Origin of the sequence: Gracilibacillus sp. HCP3S3_G5_2, from assembly GCF_052063305.1 — a bacterium.
In the GTDB taxonomy this organism is placed as follows: Bacteria; Bacillota; Bacilli; order Bacillales; family Amphibacillaceae; genus Gracilibacillus.
In genome coordinates, this window is record NZ_JBQHXU010000013.1 from 61,253 (window position 1) to 78,436 (window position 17,184).

General features: G+C 39.5%; 15 protein-coding genes and 1 other annotated feature. All 15 genes read right to left on the reverse strand.

The genetic code is table 11. The features are described 5' to 3' along the window. Positions 1–40 precede the first annotated feature (40 nt). The gene (gene fusA / locus ACTNEP_RS17355; protein WP_441163239.1) at positions 41–2,119 is read right to left on the reverse strand and encodes an elongation factor G; all 2,079 of its coding nucleotides are present in this window, start codon (positions 2,117–2,119) and stop codon (positions 41–43) included. Positions 2,120–2,161: 42 nt separating this feature from the next. After that, positions 2,162–2,632 (reverse strand): 30S ribosomal protein S7, encoded by a 471-nt coding sequence (gene rpsG, locus ACTNEP_RS17360; RefSeq protein ID WP_018934207.1) that lies wholly within the window; start codon positions 2,630–2,632, stop codon positions 2,162–2,164. Between the two features lie 41 nt (positions 2,633–2,673). After that, positions 2,674–3,087, reverse strand: a complete 414-nt coding sequence (rpsL, locus tag ACTNEP_RS17365; RefSeq protein ID WP_441163240.1) for a 30S ribosomal protein S12 — start codon at positions 3,085–3,087, stop codon at positions 2,674–2,676. 99 nt (positions 3,088–3,186) lie between these two features. Further along, positions 3,187–3,438 carry a 50S ribosomal protein L7ae-like protein gene (locus ACTNEP_RS17370; protein ID WP_441163241.1) on the reverse strand — a complete coding sequence of 84 codons (252 nt, stop codon included), beginning with the start codon at positions 3,436–3,438 and terminating at the stop codon, positions 3,187–3,189. Positions 3,439–3,648: 210 nt separating this feature from the next. Further along, entirely contained in the window at positions 3,649–7,260 is a 3,612-nt protein-coding gene (rpoC, locus tag ACTNEP_RS17375) for a DNA-directed RNA polymerase subunit beta' (RefSeq protein ID WP_441163242.1), read from the reverse strand. Positions 7,261–7,507: 247 nt separating this feature from the next. Beyond that, a complete protein-coding gene (gene rpoB / locus ACTNEP_RS17380) occupies positions 7,508–11,050 on the reverse strand; it encodes a DNA-directed RNA polymerase subunit beta (protein ID WP_441163243.1) in 3,543 nt (1,180 codons plus the stop codon). Positions 11,051–11,512: 462 nt separating this feature from the next. Further along, the gene (locus tag ACTNEP_RS17385) at positions 11,513–12,106 is read right to left on the reverse strand and encodes a class I SAM-dependent methyltransferase (RefSeq protein ID WP_441163244.1); all 594 of its coding nucleotides are present in this window, start codon (positions 12,104–12,106) and stop codon (positions 11,513–11,515) included. Between the two features lie 536 nt (positions 12,107–12,642). Continuing rightward, complete coding sequence (gene rplL, locus ACTNEP_RS17390) at positions 12,643–13,008, reverse strand: 50S ribosomal protein L7/L12 (protein ID WP_441163245.1); 366 nt, start codon at positions 13,006–13,008, stop codon at positions 12,643–12,645. Positions 13,009–13,072: 64 nt separating this feature from the next. Continuing rightward, entirely contained in the window at positions 13,073–13,573 is a 501-nt protein-coding gene (rplJ, locus tag ACTNEP_RS17395; RefSeq protein WP_441163246.1) for a 50S ribosomal protein L10, read from the reverse strand. Between the two features lie 35 nt (positions 13,574–13,608). Next, positions 13,609–13,768: a sequence feature (ribosomal protein L10 leader region), on the reverse strand. A gap of 61 nt (positions 13,769–13,829) precedes the next feature. After that, positions 13,830–14,525, reverse strand: coding sequence for a 50S ribosomal protein L1 (gene rplA, locus ACTNEP_RS17400; protein WP_441163247.1), 696 nt, complete (start codon positions 14,523–14,525; stop codon positions 13,830–13,832). Positions 14,526–14,786: 261 nt separating this feature from the next. Continuing rightward, complete coding sequence (rplK, locus tag ACTNEP_RS17405; protein ID WP_441163248.1) at positions 14,787–15,212, reverse strand: 50S ribosomal protein L11; 426 nt, start codon at positions 15,210–15,212, stop codon at positions 14,787–14,789. Between the two features lie 168 nt (positions 15,213–15,380). Then, complete coding sequence (gene nusG / locus ACTNEP_RS17410) at positions 15,381–15,917, reverse strand: transcription termination/antitermination protein NusG (protein ID WP_441163249.1); 537 nt, start codon at positions 15,915–15,917, stop codon at positions 15,381–15,383. A 137-nt stretch (positions 15,918–16,054) separates the two neighbouring features. After that, a complete protein-coding gene (gene secE / locus ACTNEP_RS17415) occupies positions 16,055–16,234 on the reverse strand; it encodes a preprotein translocase subunit SecE (protein WP_100362639.1) in 180 nt (59 codons plus the stop codon). A gap of 40 nt (positions 16,235–16,274) precedes the next feature. Next, positions 16,275–16,421: a 50S ribosomal protein L33 gene (rpmG, locus tag ACTNEP_RS17420; RefSeq protein ID WP_083939084.1), complete on the reverse strand. Its 147-nt coding sequence runs from the start codon at positions 16,419–16,421 to the stop codon at positions 16,275–16,277. An 85-nt stretch (positions 16,422–16,506) separates the two neighbouring features. Next, positions 16,507–17,151: an RNA polymerase sporulation sigma factor SigH gene (gene sigH, locus ACTNEP_RS17425; protein ID WP_441163250.1), complete on the reverse strand. Its 645-nt coding sequence runs from the start codon at positions 17,149–17,151 to the stop codon at positions 16,507–16,509. Positions 17,152–17,184: the final 33 nt, after the last annotated feature.

Sequence of the window (17,184 nt, forward strand, 5' to 3'; positions counted from 1 at the left end):
CTATAATACAAGTTATACTTTAGATTGCGAAAAAAATCAATTATTCACCAGCATTTTTCTTAATAATTTCTTCCGCCACACTCTTAGGAACTTCTTCATAGTGATCAAAGTGCATTGTATAAGTACCGCGACCTTGTGTGTTTGAACGAAGCGCAGTAGCATAACCAAACATTTCAGCAAGTGGAACAAATGCTTTAACAACTTGTGCTGATCCACGAGCTTCCATACCTTCTACACGTCCACGACGAGAAGTTACATCACCCATAATGTCTCCCATGTATTCTTCAGGGATAACTACTTCAACCTTCATCATCGGTTCAAGAATGACAGGGTTACATTTGTTTTTGGCAGCTTTAAGTGCCATTGATGCTGCTACTTTAAATGCTGTCTCGTTAGAGTCAACATCATGATAGCTTCCATCGAAAAGTGTTGCTTTTACATCGATTAATGGGTATCCAGCAAGTACACCATTTTCCATTGATTCCTTAATACCAGCCTCAATAGATGGAATGTATTCACGTGGTACTACACCACCAACGATTTTATTAACAAACTCGAAACCGGCACCTTCTTCGTTAGGTTCAAATTTCACCCAAACGTGACCATATTGCCCACGACCACCAGATTGGCGAACGAATTTACCTTCCACTTCCGCTGAACCACGGAATGTTTCACGGTAAGATACTTGTGGAGCACCAACGTTAGCTTCTACTTTAAACTCTCGTTTCAAACGATCCACAATAATATCAAGGTGTAGTTCACCCATACCTGAGATAATTGTTTGACCAGTTTCCTGATCTGTTTCAGCTCTGAAAGTAGGGTCTTCTTCTGCAAGTTTACCTAATGCAATACCCATTTTGTCCTGGTCTGCTTTTGACTTAGGCTCGATTGCTACTGAAATAACCGGCTCAGGGAATTCCATTGATTCTAGGATAACTAAGCTCTTTTCATCACATAGCGTATCCCCTGTACCAGTGTCCTTAAGTCCAACAGCACCAGCGATGTCTCCAGCGTAAACCTCAGCAATTTCCTCACGAGAGTTTGCGTGCATTTGTAGGATACGACCTACACGTTCACGTTTATCTTTCGTAGAGTTTTTCACGTATGAGCCAGATTTTAATGAGCCAGAATACACACGGAAGAATGTAAGTTTACCTACAAATGGGTCAGTAGCTACTTTAAATGCTAACGCAGAGAAAGGCTCTTTATCGTCCGCTTTACGTACTACTTCTTCTTCAGTACCTGGAACAATACCTTCAATTGGAGGTATATCTAATGGTGATGGTAAGTAATCAACAACACCGTCGATTAATAATTGTACCCCTTTGTTCTTGAAAGCAGATCCACAGAATACAGGATAAAATTCAACACTTAATGTAGCTTTACGTACAGCTGCTCTTAACTCATCGTTAGAGATCTCTTCACCTTCTAAGTAACGCTCCATTAGATCTTCATCTAATTCAGCTACTGCTTCAACAAGGTTTGTACGATACTCTTCGGCTTGTTCTTTGTACTCATCTGGAATCGGCTTCGCTTCTGCACGAGTTCCTAGATCATCAAGGTAGTAGTAAGCTTCCATAGTGATAAGGTCAATGATTCCTTCGAAGTCATCTTCAGCACCGATTGGAAGTTGTACCGGGTGAGCATTAGCTCCTAAGCGATCTCCTAATGTTCCTACTGAATAAAGGAAATCAGCTCCGATTTTGTCCATTTTGTTTACAAAAACAATACGTGGTACACCGTATGTTGTTGCTTGGCGCCATACTGTTTCTGTTTGCGGTTCTACACCAGACTGTGCATCTAATACAGCTACCGCACCATCAAGTACACGTAATGAACGCTCAACTTCAACAGTGAAGTCTACGTGTCCAGGTGTATCGATGATGTTAATACGGTGGCCTTTCCACTGAGCAGTTGTTGCTGCAGAGGTAATGGTAATACCGCGTTCTTGTTCCTGCTCCATCCAGTCCATTTGAGAAGCACCTTCGTGTGTTTCCCCAATTTTGTGGATACGTCCCGTATAGAATAAAATACGTTCTGTTGCAGTTGTTTTACCAGCATCGATGTGGGCCATGATACCGATATTACGTGTTTTCTCCAAGGAGAACTCTCTAGGCATGAATCTTTCTCCTTCCTACTTGAAATATTGTTAGTTTGATGATTACCAGCGATAGTGAGCAAATGCTTTGTTCGCTTCTGCCATTTTGTGCATATCTTCGCGTTTTTTAACAGATGCACCTGTATTATTTGAAGCATCTAGAATTTCATTCGCTAAACGCTCTTCCATTGTTTTTTCACCGCGAAGGCGAGAATAGTTAACAATATAACGTAATCCTAATGCTTGACGACGTTCTGGTCTAACCTCAACTGGTACTTGGTAGTTGGAACCACCAACACGACGTGCACGTACTTCAAGTACAGGCATAACGTTTTTCATAGCTTGTTCGAATACATCCATAGCGTTTTGTCCGCTACGCTCCTGAACTAATTCGAAAGCACGATAAAGAATCTTTTGTGCTTTACCTCTTTTTCCATCAATCATGATTTGATTGATTAAACGTGTAACAAGTTTTGAATTATATAACGGATCTGGTAAGACATCACGCTTTGGTACTGGTCCTTTACGTGGCATATCTTCCCCTCCTTTCTATTATGTTTTTTATTAAGAAAAGTTTATTTTTTAGGTCTTTTCGCACCGTATTTTGAACGACCTTGCATACGTCCTTCAACACCTGAAGTATCAAGTGCACCACGTACGATATGATAACGCACCCCTGGTAAGTCTTTTACACGACCACCACGAATCAACACAACACTGTGTTCTTGTAGATTGTGACCAATTCCAGGAATATAAGCTGTAACCTCGATTTGGTTTGACAAACGAACACGTGCATATTTACGAAGTGCAGAGTTCGGCTTTTTAGGTGTTAATGTCCCTACACGAGTACATACACCACGCTTTTGCGGGGAAGATTGATCAGTCGCAATTTTTTTACGGCTATTGTACCCTTTATTTAAAGCAGGTGAGTCTGATTTTTTACCCTTAGACACACGACCTTTACGCACTAATTGATTAATAGTTGGCATCTATTTTTCCTCCTCTCTTTTCTTAAGATGTAATACCACACATCCAGGTGGTTCATAATAGAGCAAAAAACAAAGTCTTCGCAAAAAATTGCCAAAACTTTATTGTTTGATCACTACAGTTGCTGCACCAACATCTATTCCGCAAGCTTTCCCAAGCTCTTTCATAGAATCAACATAGGAAAAAGGAACATTATGTTCAGATGCAACTTGCAAAACTTTACTAGTAATATGCGCATCTGCATCACTAGCAATGATCACTTCTTTCGCATGACCATTTTTAATGGCTTTTAAGACTTGTTTCGTTCCGATTATCTTTTCAGTATTTACCTGTGCCACTTTTTCATAAGACATCTGCATATCCTCCAAAGTAACAAGGATAACGGAAGCACCTTAAATATACTATCATCACAAAAATTCAATGTCAACTTTTATTTATAAAAATAAATAAATATTTAAAGTGTTTCGCCCTTGTTTTCTATCAAGTAAATGTAAAAGGTGGATTACCTGCATAATTGGCAGGCAATCCAATTTTATTATTGAACAAGTAGATATCGACTTTTCTTATTGAATTACTTCTTCTGAATCTGTCTCTTCTACTTGAGCAGGGTCAACTTTTAATTTTTCCTGGATACGGCGATAACGTTGCATACCGGTACCTGCAGGAACAAGTTTACCAATAATCACATTTTCTTTGAGACCAAGTAATTCATCTCGTTTTCCTTTAATCGCTGCATCTGTTAAGACTCTTGTCGTCTCTTGGAAAGAAGCAGCTGATAGGAATGAATCTGTCTCAAGAGATGCTTTTGTAATACCTAGTAATACCGGTCGACCAACTGCCGGTTGACCACCAGTTACTAACGCTTGTTTGTTCGCATCTTTGAACTGATGGATTTCCAATAGTGATCCTGGTAAAACTTCTGTATCTCCGGAATCAGCAACACGTACTTTGCGAAGCATTTGTCGTACCATTACTTCGACGTGTTTATCACCGATTTCCACCCCTTGCATCCGATATACTTTCTGTACTTCTTTCAATAGATAAGATTGTACACCGTCTATACCTTTAACTTTTAAGAGTTCTTTTGGATCGATAGACCCTTCTGTCAACGCCTGACCTGCTTCTACCTCATCACCGATAGAAACTTTAAGTCGTGAACCATAAGGTGCTGTGTATGTTTTTGTTTCAACCGCACCTCGAACAACCACTTCTTGTTTGTCTTTCACTTCCGTTATATCTTCGACAGTACCGAAAATTTCGGAAATAACTGCCTGACCTTTTGGATTACGCGCTTCGAAGATTTCTTGGATACGCGGTAAACCTTGGGTAATATCGCTACCTGCTACCCCACCAGTGTGGAATGTACGCATCGTTAACTGTGTACCTGGTTCACCGATAGATTGAGCAGCGATGATACCAACTGCCTCGCCTACTTCTACTTCTTCACCAGTAGCCAGGTTACGACCATAACATTTTTTACATGCACCATGTTTTGTGTTACATGTGAAGACAGTTCGAATGTTTACTTCTTCAATTCCTGCTTCCACAATTTCTTTTGCGGTATCTTCAGAGATGACTTCATTTTTTGCAACGATCATCTCATTTGTTTCAGGATGCTTCACATTTTGGAATGCTGTTCTACCGATCAGACGATCGATAAGCGGTTCGATCATTTCTGTACCTTCTTTAATAGCAGATACAGTTAAACCACGATCTGTTCCACAGTCTTCTTCACGGATAATCACATCCTGCGCAACATCGACCAGACGTCTTGTTAAATAACCAGAGTCTGCTGTCTTAAGGGCTGTATCGGCAAGACCTTTACGAGCACCGTGTGTAGAAATAAAGTATTCTAGTACCGTTAAGCCTTCACGGAAGCTTGACTTGATCGGTAATTCAATAATTCGGCCAGCCGGGTTTGCCATTAATCCACGCATACCTGCTAACTGTGTAAAGTTAGATGCGTTACCACGTGCACCAGAGTCACTCATCATAAAGATCGGGTTACGTGGGTTCAAGGATTTCATCAATTTATCTTGGATAGTATCTTTTGCCTGTGACCATATAGAAATGACACGGTCATAGCGTTCCTCATCGGTAATTAAACCTCTACGGAATTGTTTCAATACTTTATCTACTTTATCTTGTGCTTCTGCTAAAATCTCTTCTTTTTCAGCAAGCACGACGATGTCAGATACACCTACGGTAATACCAGCTTTCGTCGAATAAGCAAAACCTAAATCTTTCATACGGTCTAGCATTTTTGACGTTTCACTAATCTTGAACTTCTTGAATACTTCCGCAATGATATCCCCAAGAATTCCTTTCTTGAATGGTGATATAAGGTCGCGTTTGGCGATTTCCTCTGTAATATTCACTCCAGGCTCAACAAAATACTTATCTGGTGTTGCCACTTCTAAGTTTTGTTGCGTTGGTTCGTTCATATATGGGAATGTTTCTGGAAGCATATCATTAAAGATTAGCTTACCAACTGTTGTAATCATTAATTTATTTTTCTGTTCTTCCGTAAATGCTTCTTTATTTAGAGAAGATGGTTGAATCGCAACACGTGTGTGCAAGTGCACAAAGCCATTTTGGTAGGCTATTAATGCCTCATTTAAGTCTTTAAACACCATACCTTCTCCGATAGCATTTTCTCGTTCCATTGTTAAGTAGTAGTTTCCAAGCACCATATCCTGTGATGGCGTAACAACTGGCTTACCATCTTTCGGATTTAGGATGTTTTGTGCTGCCAGCATTAGAATGCGTGCTTCTGCTTGTGCTTCTGCTGATAATGGAACGTGTACTGCCATTTGGTCACCGTCAAAGTCTGCGTTATATGCCGTACATACAAGTGGATGCAAGCGAATGGCGCGTCCTTCGACAAGTGTCGGTTCAAATGCTTGAATACCTAAACGGTGAAGAGTTGGTGCACGGTTTAGTAATACCGGATGCTCTTTAATAACATCTTCTAATACATCCCATACTTCTTCATGTAATCTCTCAATTTTCCGTTTTGCTGATTTAATATTATGCGCTAAGCCACGCTCTACTAATTCTTTCATGATAAACGGCTTGAATAACTCTACAGCCATTTCCTTCGGCAGACCACATTGATACATCTTCAAATGTGGACCAACGACGATTACGGAACGACCTGAATAGTCAACACGTTTACCTAATAAGTTTTGACGGAAACGACCTTGTTTCCCTTTTAACATATGGGATAAAGATTTTAACGGACGGTTACCCGGTCCAGTTACCGGACGGCCACGACGTCCATTATCGATCAACGCATCTACCGCTTCCTGGAGCATACGTTTTTCATTTTGCACGATAATACTAGGTGCTCCAAGATCCAACAATCGTTTCAGACGATTATTACGGTTAATTACACGACGGTATAAATCATTTAAATCAGACGTCGCGAAACGTCCACCATCTAATTGCACCATAGGTCTTAACTCTGGCGGAATGATAGGCAGAACGTCCATAATCATCCAGCTTGGATCATTACCTGAATTACGGAATGCTTCTAGCACTTCTAAACGTTTGATTGCACGAGTTCTACGTTGACCCTGTGCAGATTTTAATTCTTCTCGTAAGATTTCTACTTCTTTATCAAGATTAATATCTTGTAGAATTTTCTTGATGGCTTCCGCACCCATTTGGGCTTTGAAGGAATTACCATATTTATCACGATAAGCACGATATTCCTTCTCAGACAATAATTGTTTTTTCTCTAAAGCTGTATCACCTGGGTCTGTTACGATATATGCAGCAAAATAAATAACTTCTTCCAGTGCCCTAGGCGACATATCTAATACTAAGCCCATTCGGCTTGGAATCCCTTTGAAATACCAAATATGTGATACAGGAGCAGCTAATTCAATGTGACCCATTCGCTCACGACGTACTTTCGCTTTTGTTACTTCCACACCACAGCGATCACATACGACACCTTTATACCTTACACGCTTATACTTACCACAATGACATTCCCAATCTTTTTGTGGACCGAAGATACGCTCGCAAAACAGACCATCTTTCTCCGGTTTTAATGTACGGTAGTTAATAGTTTCAGGTTTTTTGACTTCACCAAATGACCATGAACGGATTTTGTTTGGTGAAGCTAATCCGATTTTCATATATTCAAAATTATTCACATCTAACAAGGGGTAAACCTCCCTTTTAGTCTTTGGGTTTTCGTTCACTTCAAGTTTTATCACGGCGCTAACGTCCGTAAACCCCACTTCCATATTCAAATAAGCAAAGTGGGGATAATGGACGCTAACTTCCTGATAAGTTTCACTAACCATCAATGGTGGGGTTCACCCCACCCTGATGAGCGTGTCACTTTATAGACTATTCTCACCCGATCATCTCTAACTAGAGGATTCGGGTTTGAATATAATAAGTTTATTAACTAGTAGTTTCTTCGATTTCCAGATTAAAGTTATCTGCTGATTGTGATTCATCTTCTTCATCATCACGAAGTTCGATTTCCTGTTCATCTCCAGACAACATTTTCACATCCATACCTAGACTTTGCAATTCCTTAATCAATACTTTGAACGATTCTGGAATTCCAGGCTCAGGAACATTATCTCCCTTAACGATCGCTTCATAAGTTTTTACACGACCAACGGTGTCATCGGATTTAACCGTTAAGATTTCTTGTAATGTATAAGCAGCACCATAGGCCTCTAATGCCCATACCTCCATTTCACCAAAACGCTGACCACCGAATTGGGCTTTACCACCTAGTGGTTGTTGCGTAACTAGTGAATAAGGTCCTGTTGAACGAGCATGCAACTTATCGTCAACCATGTGTGCCAGCTTGATCATATACATCACACCTACAGATACACGGTTATCGAAAGGCTCACCTGTACGTCCATCATAAAGGATCGTTTTGGCATCTCGTGGCAGACCTGCTTCTTCTAATGTTTCCCATACATCTTCTTCACGCGCACCGTCAAATACTGGTGATGCAACATGAATGCCAAGCTGTCTTGCCGCCATACCTAAGTGCAACTCCAAAACCTGACCAATGTTCATACGGGATGGTACCCCTAATGGGTTTAACATGATATCGATTGGTGTACCGTCTGGTAAAAATGGCATATCTTCCTCAGGTAAAATTTTCGAAATTACCCCTTTATTACCGTGACGACCTGCCATCTTATCGCCTTCGTGTATCTTACGTTTTTGAACGATATATACACGAACTAGCTGATTTACACCTGGCGGTAATTCATCACCATCAGCACGGTTAAAGATCTTAACATCTAATACGATACCGCCTGCTCCATGAGGTACTCTAAGTGATGTATCACGAACCTCACGTGCTTTCTCACCAAAGATTGCGTGTAATAAACGCTCTTCAGCTGATAATTCTGTGACCCCTTTTGGTGTAACTTTACCAACTAGTAGATCACCATCTTCTACCTCAGCACCTACTCGGATAATACCTCGTTCATCTAAGTCACGCAAAGCATCTTCCCCTACATTAGGAATATCACGCGTGATTTCTTCAGGTCCTAATTTCGTGTCACGTGCTTCCGATTCATACTCTTCAATATGAATAGAAGTATATACATCATCTTTTACAAGGCGCTCACTCATAATGATCGCATCTTCGTAGTTATAACCTTCCCAGGTCATAAATCCGACAAGTACGTTCTGACCTAAAGCCAATTCACCTTTTTCCATCGAAGGACCGTCCGCTAAAATTTCACCTTTTGTTACACGATCACCCTTTGATACAATTGGGCGTTGGTTATAGCAGGTACCTTGGTTGGAACGAACGAATTTCTGTAGACGATAGCGATCTAAGTCACCTTCCACTTCTTTTCCGTCTACTTCGGTTATACGACGAACAAGAACTTCCTTCGCCTCTACTCGCTCAACAATACCTTCGTGCTTACAGATAACTGCTGCACCAGAGTCTTTACCTGATACATACTCCATTCCTGTACCGACAATCGGAGATTTAGGCTGCATAAGCGGTACTGCTTGACGCTGCATGTTCGCTCCCATTAACGCACGGTTAGAGTCATCATTCTCTAAGAAAGGAATACATGCTGTCGCAGCTGATACAACCTGCTTAGGTGAAACATCCATATAATCTATTTTTTCACGTTTGACAATCGTGTTTTCACCACGGAATCTTGCAATTACTTCCTCGTCAGCAAATGTACCATCTTCATTTAGTGTGGCGTTTGCTTGGGCCACAACATAATTATCTTCTTCATCAGCTGTCAAGTAATCCATTTGATTAGTAACTTTACCTGTCTCTGGATCTACCCTGCGGTATGGCGTTTCAATGAAACCAAATTTATTTACTTTCGCATAAGATGATAACGAGTTAATTAAACCAATGTTTGGACCCTCAGGTGTCTCGATTGGACACATACGACCATAGTGTGAATAGTGAACGTCACGCACTTCAAAACCTGCACGTTCACGAGTAAGACCTCCTGGCCCTAATGCAGATAAACGTCTTTTATGCGTCAGCTCTGCTAATGGATTCGTTTGGTCCATGAATTGTGATAACTGCGAACTACCAAAGAACTCTTTAATAGATGCAATGACCGGACGTATATTAATTAACTGTTGCGGTGTGATCGAAGATGTATCCTGAATAGACATTCTCTCACGAACCACACGTTCCATACGTGATAAACCAATTCTGAACTGGTTTTGTAATAATTCTCCTACTGAGCGAAGACGTCGATTTCCTAAGTGGTCAATATCGTCTGTATCTCCAACCTCATGCAAGATATTAAAGAAATAACTGATGGCAGAAAGAATATCTGCAGGCGTAATGTTTTTAATTCCCTCGTCAACATTACAATTACCTAATACTGTAAGTGTTCTTTCTCCTTCAGGGTCAGTCGGATCCATAATTTTAATTGACTGCACGCGGATTGGATCCTCTAAAACACCTTCATTAGGCTCGAGCACTCTTTCACCAAAACGATTTTCATCAGAATCCAGTATTGGTAAGATTTTATCTAGCAAGCGTCTATCTAACTTATCTCCTTTATTCGCGATCACTTCACCTGTCTCGGGATCCACTAGTGGTTCGGCAAGGATCTGGTTAAATAAACGATTTTTTAAATGTAATTTTTTGTTTATTTTATAACGACCAACATGTGCTAAATCATATCTTTTCGGATCGAAGAATCTTGAAACTAATAGACTTTTAGCATTTTCTACTGTTGGCGGCTCACCAGGACGAAGGCGCTCATAAATTTCTAGCAGTGCCTTTTCACTTGTTTCCGTGTTGTCCTTTTCTAGCGTATTTTTAAGATATTCGTTTTCTCCGAATAACTCTAAGATTTCTTGATCATCACCGAAACCTAGCGCTCTAAGTAAGACCGTAATAGGTAGTTTTCTAGTACGATCAATACGCACGTGTACAACGTCTTTTGCGTCTGTTTCGAATTCTAACCAAGCACCTCTATTTGGAATAACAGTAGCACCATAGCCACGTTTTCCATTCTTATCAATCTTTTCGTTAAAGTAAACACTAGGTGAACGAACAAGCTGTGAAACGATAACACGTTCTGCACCATTAATGATAAAGGTACCTGTTTCGGTCATTAACGGGAAATCTCCCATAAAAACTTCTTGCTCTTTCACTTCACCTGTTTCGTTATTTAATAAACGAACCTTTACTCGAAGAGGAGCGTTGTATGTTACATCTCTTTCTTTGGATTCATCGACTGGATACTTTGGCTCTCCAAGGCTGTAATCAACAAATTCTAGTGACAAATTGCCGGCAAAATCCTCAATCGGAGAAATATCCTGGAACATTTCTCTTAAGCCCTCATCTAAGAACCATTGATAGGATGCAGTTTGAATCTCAATTAAATTTGGTAATTCTAATACCTCGCTGATACGCGCATAGCTTCTGCGTTGGCGGTGTCGTCCATATTGAACTAGTTGACCTGTCAACTGATTCACCCCTCGATCAATATTAAAGATAGTTGCTATAAAAATAGCACAAATGAAACCACACTTACCATTTATACAAAACTTACTATAGGCATTTGACATTTTTCTATAGATCGTATAAATTTAGTAAGTGTTAAACACTCGTTCGGCTAACATACCGAACAAACTTGTGAACATATATGACACAAGTTTTATATAGACATTTGCAAGGTGCAAATGTTATTCAATTACTAATAGTACTGTGGAGAATAATAAAAGGATTCTAAAAAGGTTAAGTAGATAATCTCTATTAGCTAATAGCCGTTGATAGTAACACAAAGATGTCAAGCTATAAAAAAATCATCATATTGAGTAGTTTTGCCTATTTTTTAAAAAAATATACATTTTTCAATTTTTCCCTTGACAAACCTTCCGTCCTATTGGCATTTTTCAATACTACCACAAACACCTTTCAGAGTCAAATTATTTTGCACAAAAAATAAAATATCCTTTTTCTTTCGTTACTACCTCCACCTCTTTAAATAAAGCCATCAACTTCTTCTTTGCGGAAGGCGCTCCTTGTTTCTTTTGAATAACAACCCACAACTCACCATTTGGTAATAATGCTTTTTTAGCTTCTTCAAACATTTTGTGTACCACCTGTTTACCTGCTCGGATCGGCGGATTTGTCAAAATAGCTGCAAATGATCGATCTGTTACATTGGATAATATATCACTTTCTTTAAAGGAAACATTGGCAATTTTATTTTGTTCGGCATTCTTTTCTGCTAATTTCAATGCCCTTTTATTTACATCTACTCCGATAACTGTTCGCTCGGGAAATGCTGCAGCTAAAGAAATACTAATGGGACCATAACCACAACCGATATCTAATATAGGGCCATCTAAATCAGGTGGACGAAAGGCTTCAATAAGAACCCACGAACCGAAGTCGACTTCGTTCTTCGAAAAAACACCATTATCTGTTGTAAAAGTAAATGTCTGTCCCCTTAGTTGATAACTCCACGTTTGCGGATCACTCTCTACATCAGGTGACTGCGAAAAATACTGATCCATTTCCACACCAACCTTCCATTCTTAAATCTCATTTCTTTAGATACAAACCGCGAAAGGATTTCTCCCGTGGATTATAACCGAGTGCTAACCCGTCGCAGCGGAAAAAATACTCGCTTTCCGCAGGGGAACGCTTCAGCCTCCTCAACAAGCAAAGTACGCTTGACTGCGGGGTCCTCAGACTGTTCCTTTCCCACAGGAGTCTCGCATTTTTTCCGCTGCTTAACATAGTATTCTAATAAAATAACAGGAAATCCGAAAGTATAGTTTCCTAAATCCTATTCTTATCATAGTCAGAACACTAAAATTAGCGGAGGCAGAATATGGAGACTCCTGTGAGAACAGCACGAGCTGAAGCCGTGCCCACGGAAAGCGGAATATTCTGCCGGAGCGGTATTAGAGCACTCTCTTGGACAGTAATGTGTAAATCCTCGGGAGAGTTAGTCCCCAGTGTATGTTTTGTATACAGATTAAAAAAATCCTTTGTTGTTAAAGAAAAGCTCGCCATTATTCATAGCGAGCTTTTTTGTGAGTCATTCTTATTTTAATTCTACTGATGCGCCAGCTTCTTCTAGCTTAGCTTTCATTTCTTCTGCTTCTTCTTTAGCAACGCCTTCTTTGATTGCTCCTGGTGCGTTGTCTACAAGATCTTTAGCATCTTTAAGTCCAAGACCAGTGATTTCACGAACTGCTTTAACCACTTTGATTTTAGAAGATCCAGCACTTTCAAGTACTACATCAAATTCAGTTTGTTCAGCTGCTGCATCTCCACCAGCTGCTCCACCTGCTACAGCTACAGGAGCTGCTGCAGTTACTCCAAATTCTTCTTCGATTGCTTTTACTAAGTCATTTAATTCAAGAACAGACATTTCTTTGATTGCTTCAATAATTTGCTCTTTAGACATGTTCAATTCCTCCTAATTGTTTATATTATTTTACGAACATAATTTGTCTTCTGATAAAAAACTCTTACGCACCTTGCTCTTCTTTTTGCTCTGCAACAGCTTTTGTCGCATATGCAAAGTTTCGTACTGGTGCTTGTAGTACGCTGAGTAGCATAGAAAGCATTCCTTCGTAGTTTGGAAGATCTGCAAGTTCTTTAATTTGATCAAGAGTTGCCACTGATCCTTCAACCACGCCACCTTTAATTTCTAATGCTTCATGCTCTTTCGCAAAGTTATTTATAACTTTTGCCGGAGCGACAACATCGTCTTTACTGAATGCGATAGCTGTAGGTCCTACTAAAATATCGTTCAAACCTGTAAGTTCAGCCTCTTCAACCGCACGACGAGTCATTGTGTTTTTATACACTTTAAATTCCACGCCTGCTTCACGTAATTGTGAACGCAATTCTGTTACCTCTGCAACATCAAGACCTCTGTAGTCTACAAGGATCGTTGATTGGCTTTCGCGAAGTTTTTCCGCAATTTCAGAAACAACTTGTTTCTTTTGTTCAATAACCTTTGACATGATTCCACCTCCTAGAACGCGATCATTATACCGTCCGTACAAAACGAAAACCTCCATGCCTATAGTAGACATGGAGGTTTATGACTGTACACAGTAAACCCATAAGTGGGTTTCTGTTAATTATATCAGACACACCTCGGTAGGATATTAAGCTCAAGAAGCACCTACTGTCTACGGTATAATGTATTATTTTTTAAAAAATAGTCAACTTGACCCTTAAGAATTATAATAAACCTTTTAACGAAAGTCAAGTAAATTATTTAGCAAATGTGGATGAATCTACTTTAACACCAGGCCCCATAGTAGATGAAACTGCTACATTACGAATATACGTACCTTTTGCAGCTTGTGGTTTTGCTTTTACAACAGTCTCTGCTAATGCATTAAAGTTGTCAACAAGCTTATCAAGATCAAATGATACTTTACCGATTGGTACGTGAATATTTGATTGCTTATCTACACGGTATTCTACTTTACCTGCTTTAATTTCATTAACAGCTTTTTCTACTTCGAAAGTAACTGTTCCTGTTTTAGGGTTTGGCATAAGTCCTTTTGGTCCTAATACACGACCAAGCTTACCTACTTCAGCCATCATGTCCGGAGTTGCTACAACTACATCAAATTCGAACCAACCTTGGTTGATTTTGTTGATTAAGTCTTGATCTCCTACATAATCAGCTCCAGCAGCTTCTGCTTCTTTCGCTTTATCCCCTTTTGCGAATACAAGAACTGTTTGTGTTTTACCTGTACCGTGTGGTAGCACCATCGCTCCACGGATTTGCTGGTCTGCTTTCTTCGGATCTACTCCAAGACGGAATGCAGCTTCAACTGTTTCGTCAAAATTTGCTGTAGAAGCTTTTTGTACTAATTCTAAAGCTTCTTTTGCATCGTACAATTTTGTACGGTCAACAAGTTTTAATGCTTCTTGTTGTTTTTTTGTTTTCTTTGCCATTTTTATTTCCTCCTTTTGTGGTTTTAACGGTTATACCTCCCACTTACTTAAGCGGAAAAGTTAGATTATTAAACGGGATTTCTCCCGTGCGGTTGGAGGACAATCTCATTACGTAAGATTACCCGACTCAAACCGCTGAAACGATTGACATCCTGCAGACTCGTTCCATTCTTCCTAACTAAACCTCAAAGATAAAGGTTGCGGGGGGATGAAGCATTTCTCCACTACCGCAACCTTACGCTTTTGTACAACGCTGTGAGATTAGTCTTCGATAACGATACCCATACTACGTGCAGTACCTTCGACCATACGCATTGCAGCTTCAACATCAGCAGCATTTAAGTCTGGCATTTTTAATTCTGCGATTTCTTTAACCTTATCGCGTTTAAGTGTTGCCACTTTGTTACGATTTGGTTCACCTGACGCAGTTTCAATACCAGCTGCTTTTTTAAGCAACACTGCTGCTGGTGGAGTTTTCGTAATAAATGTAAATGAACGGTCTTCATACACCGTGATTTCTACTGGAATAATCATACCAGCTTGATCCTGGGTTTGAGCGTTAAACTCTTTACAAAATCCCATGATATTAATACCTGCTTGACCTAATGCCGGTCCAACTGGTGGTGCGGGATTTGCTTTTCCTGCTGGAATTTGAAGTTTTACAACTGAATCTACTTTTTTAGCCACGAGACACACCTCCTTAAGTCCGTGATGTGGTAATAGGGCTATTGCCCTCCCACTCGATTACATATGCAAAAATAACCTTATACTCGAGGCATAAAGAACATAAGAATTTTAGCATTATATAAATAAAAATGCAAGTGGTTTTCCAATATTTTTACACAGTGAGCAATCTTAGGATAGCCTCTTTATTTGTGAAAAGTCCAATTCCACTGGTGTTTCTCTACCAAACATATTAACATGGACTTTTACTTTTTGTTTATCTAAATCTATGTTTTCAATCGTACCAGAAAAACCGTTAAATGGACCATCTGTTACTTCCACTGTTTCTTTCATTTCGAAGTCTACTTCTGTAACAGGCTCATCATAACCCATTCGCTTCAAAATAGCTTCTACCTCTTCTTCAAGCAACGGCGTAGGTTTGGAACCTGAACCAGCAGACCCTACGAATCCTGTAACTCCCGGTGTATTGCGCACAACATACCAAGAGTCATCCGTCATAACCATTTCCGCTAACACATACCCTGGAAATACTTTCTTTTTCGCCACTTTCTTTTTTCCGTTCTTAATTTCTGTTTCTTCATCTTCAGGGACTAATACACGGAAAATCTTATCTTCCATCCCCATAGATTCTAAACGTTTTTCTAAATTGGTTTTTACTTTGTTTTCGTAACCTGAATAAGTATGCACGACATACCATCTTTTTTCCATAATATCGAGGGCTTTTGTTCGCCCTTCCCTCCCTTAATTTAACTTCTCCTTTGGTCGATTTCTTTGCATTTAAAAAACCCGCCAAACGGGTTCTTCTCTTACATATTTAGTTACAGTATAACATATATAATAGTGAATTATTCAAATAACATATTAAGAAGTTGAGTAATACCTAAATCAATTAGCGCAAAAAAAACTGTTACAAAAGCAACGGTAAAAACTACTGTAATGGTATAACGAGTTAATTCACGACCCCTTGGCCATGAAACTTTCTTCATTTCCCGGTTGACATTCTTTAAAAAAGTAACTGGTTTCACAGAAGGTACCTCCAAACTATCTACTAACTACCGTCAAAGTCTACTTTGTTTCGCGATGAATGGTATGCCGATTGCATCTCTTACAAAATTTCTTTATTTCAATTCGATCAGAAATCGATGGATTCTTTTCTGTACTATAATTTCTACTATGACAAACCTCGCACGCAAGTGCTATTTTTTTACCCAATCTTCCCACCTCTTAATGGGTTATTACAACTCTTATAATGTAGCATGGTTAATGAATACTGTCAATGTCCTAATACTAGAATGGACTATGTTATATGTATACCACTCGCTTCTAAATATTTCTCCAGTTTTCTCTTTACTCTCTGAAGGGCATTATCAATTGATTTAGCGTGGCGATTTAATTCAGAAGAAATTTCCTGATAGGATTTTCCTTCAAGGTAAAGCAATAACACTTCACGCTCTAATTTACTCAGGAGCTCTGCAAGTTTATTTTCCATATCTCCATAACGCTCTCTATTTACTAGCAATTCTTGTGGGTCCATTGCGATAGTAGCTTCTAGAACATCTAATAATGTTCTCTCGGAATCATCACTATAGATAGGTTTATCCAAAGAAACATAAGAGTTCAATGGCATATGCTTTTGCCTTGTTGCTGTTTTAATAGCGGTGATAATTTGTCTGGTAATACATAATTCTGCAAATGCTTTAAAGGAAGATAGCTTGTCCTCTTGAAAATCACGAATGGCTTTATACAGCCCGATCATTCCTTCTTGTGCAATATCCTCATGATCAGCTCCTACTAGAAAATACGTTTTGGCTTTGGCTCGAACGAATGATTTATATCGGTGAATTAAAAATTCGAGCGCTTGGGTGTCTCCGCTCTGCACTAGCAATACTAATTCATTATCGTCTAATTGCTGAAAGTCAGTATCTCCATTTTCTACTCGCATGTGATTATTGGGACTCCTCCCGGCTTATTGCCA

Coding starts and splice junctions, on each gene's coding strand:
- fusA (WP_441163239.1), bottom strand. CDS start 2,119: ATGCCTAGAGAGTTCTCCTTGGAGAAAACACGTAATATCGGTATCATG.
- rpsG (WP_018934207.1), bottom strand. CDS start 2,632: ATGCCACGTAAAGGACCAGTACCAAAGCGTGATGTCTTACCAGATCCG.
- rpsL (WP_441163240.1), bottom strand. CDS start 3,087: ATGCCAACTATTAATCAATTAGTGCGTAAAGGTCGTGTGTCTAAGGGT.
- ACTNEP_RS17370 (WP_441163241.1), bottom strand. CDS start 3,438: ATGTCTTATGAAAAAGTGGCACAGGTAAATACTGAAAAGATAATCGGA.
- ACTNEP_RS17385 (WP_441163244.1), bottom strand. CDS start 12,106: ATGGATCAGTATTTTTCGCAGTCACCTGATGTAGAGAGTGATCCGCAA.
- rplL (WP_441163245.1), bottom strand. CDS start 13,008: ATGTCTAAAGAGCAAATTATTGAAGCAATCAAAGAAATGTCTGTTCTT.
- rplJ (WP_441163246.1), bottom strand. CDS start 13,573: ATGTCAAAGGTTATTGAACAAAAGAAACAAGTTGTTTCTGAAATTGCG.
- rplA (WP_441163247.1), bottom strand. CDS start 14,525: ATGGCAAAGAAAACAAAAAAACAACAAGAAGCATTAAAACTTGTTGAC.
- nusG (WP_441163249.1), bottom strand. CDS start 15,917: ATGGAAAAAAGATGGTATGTCGTGCATACTTATTCAGGTTACGAAAAC.
- sigH (WP_441163250.1), bottom strand. CDS start 17,151: ATGCGAGTAGAAAATGGAGATACTGACTTTCAGCAATTAGACGATAAT.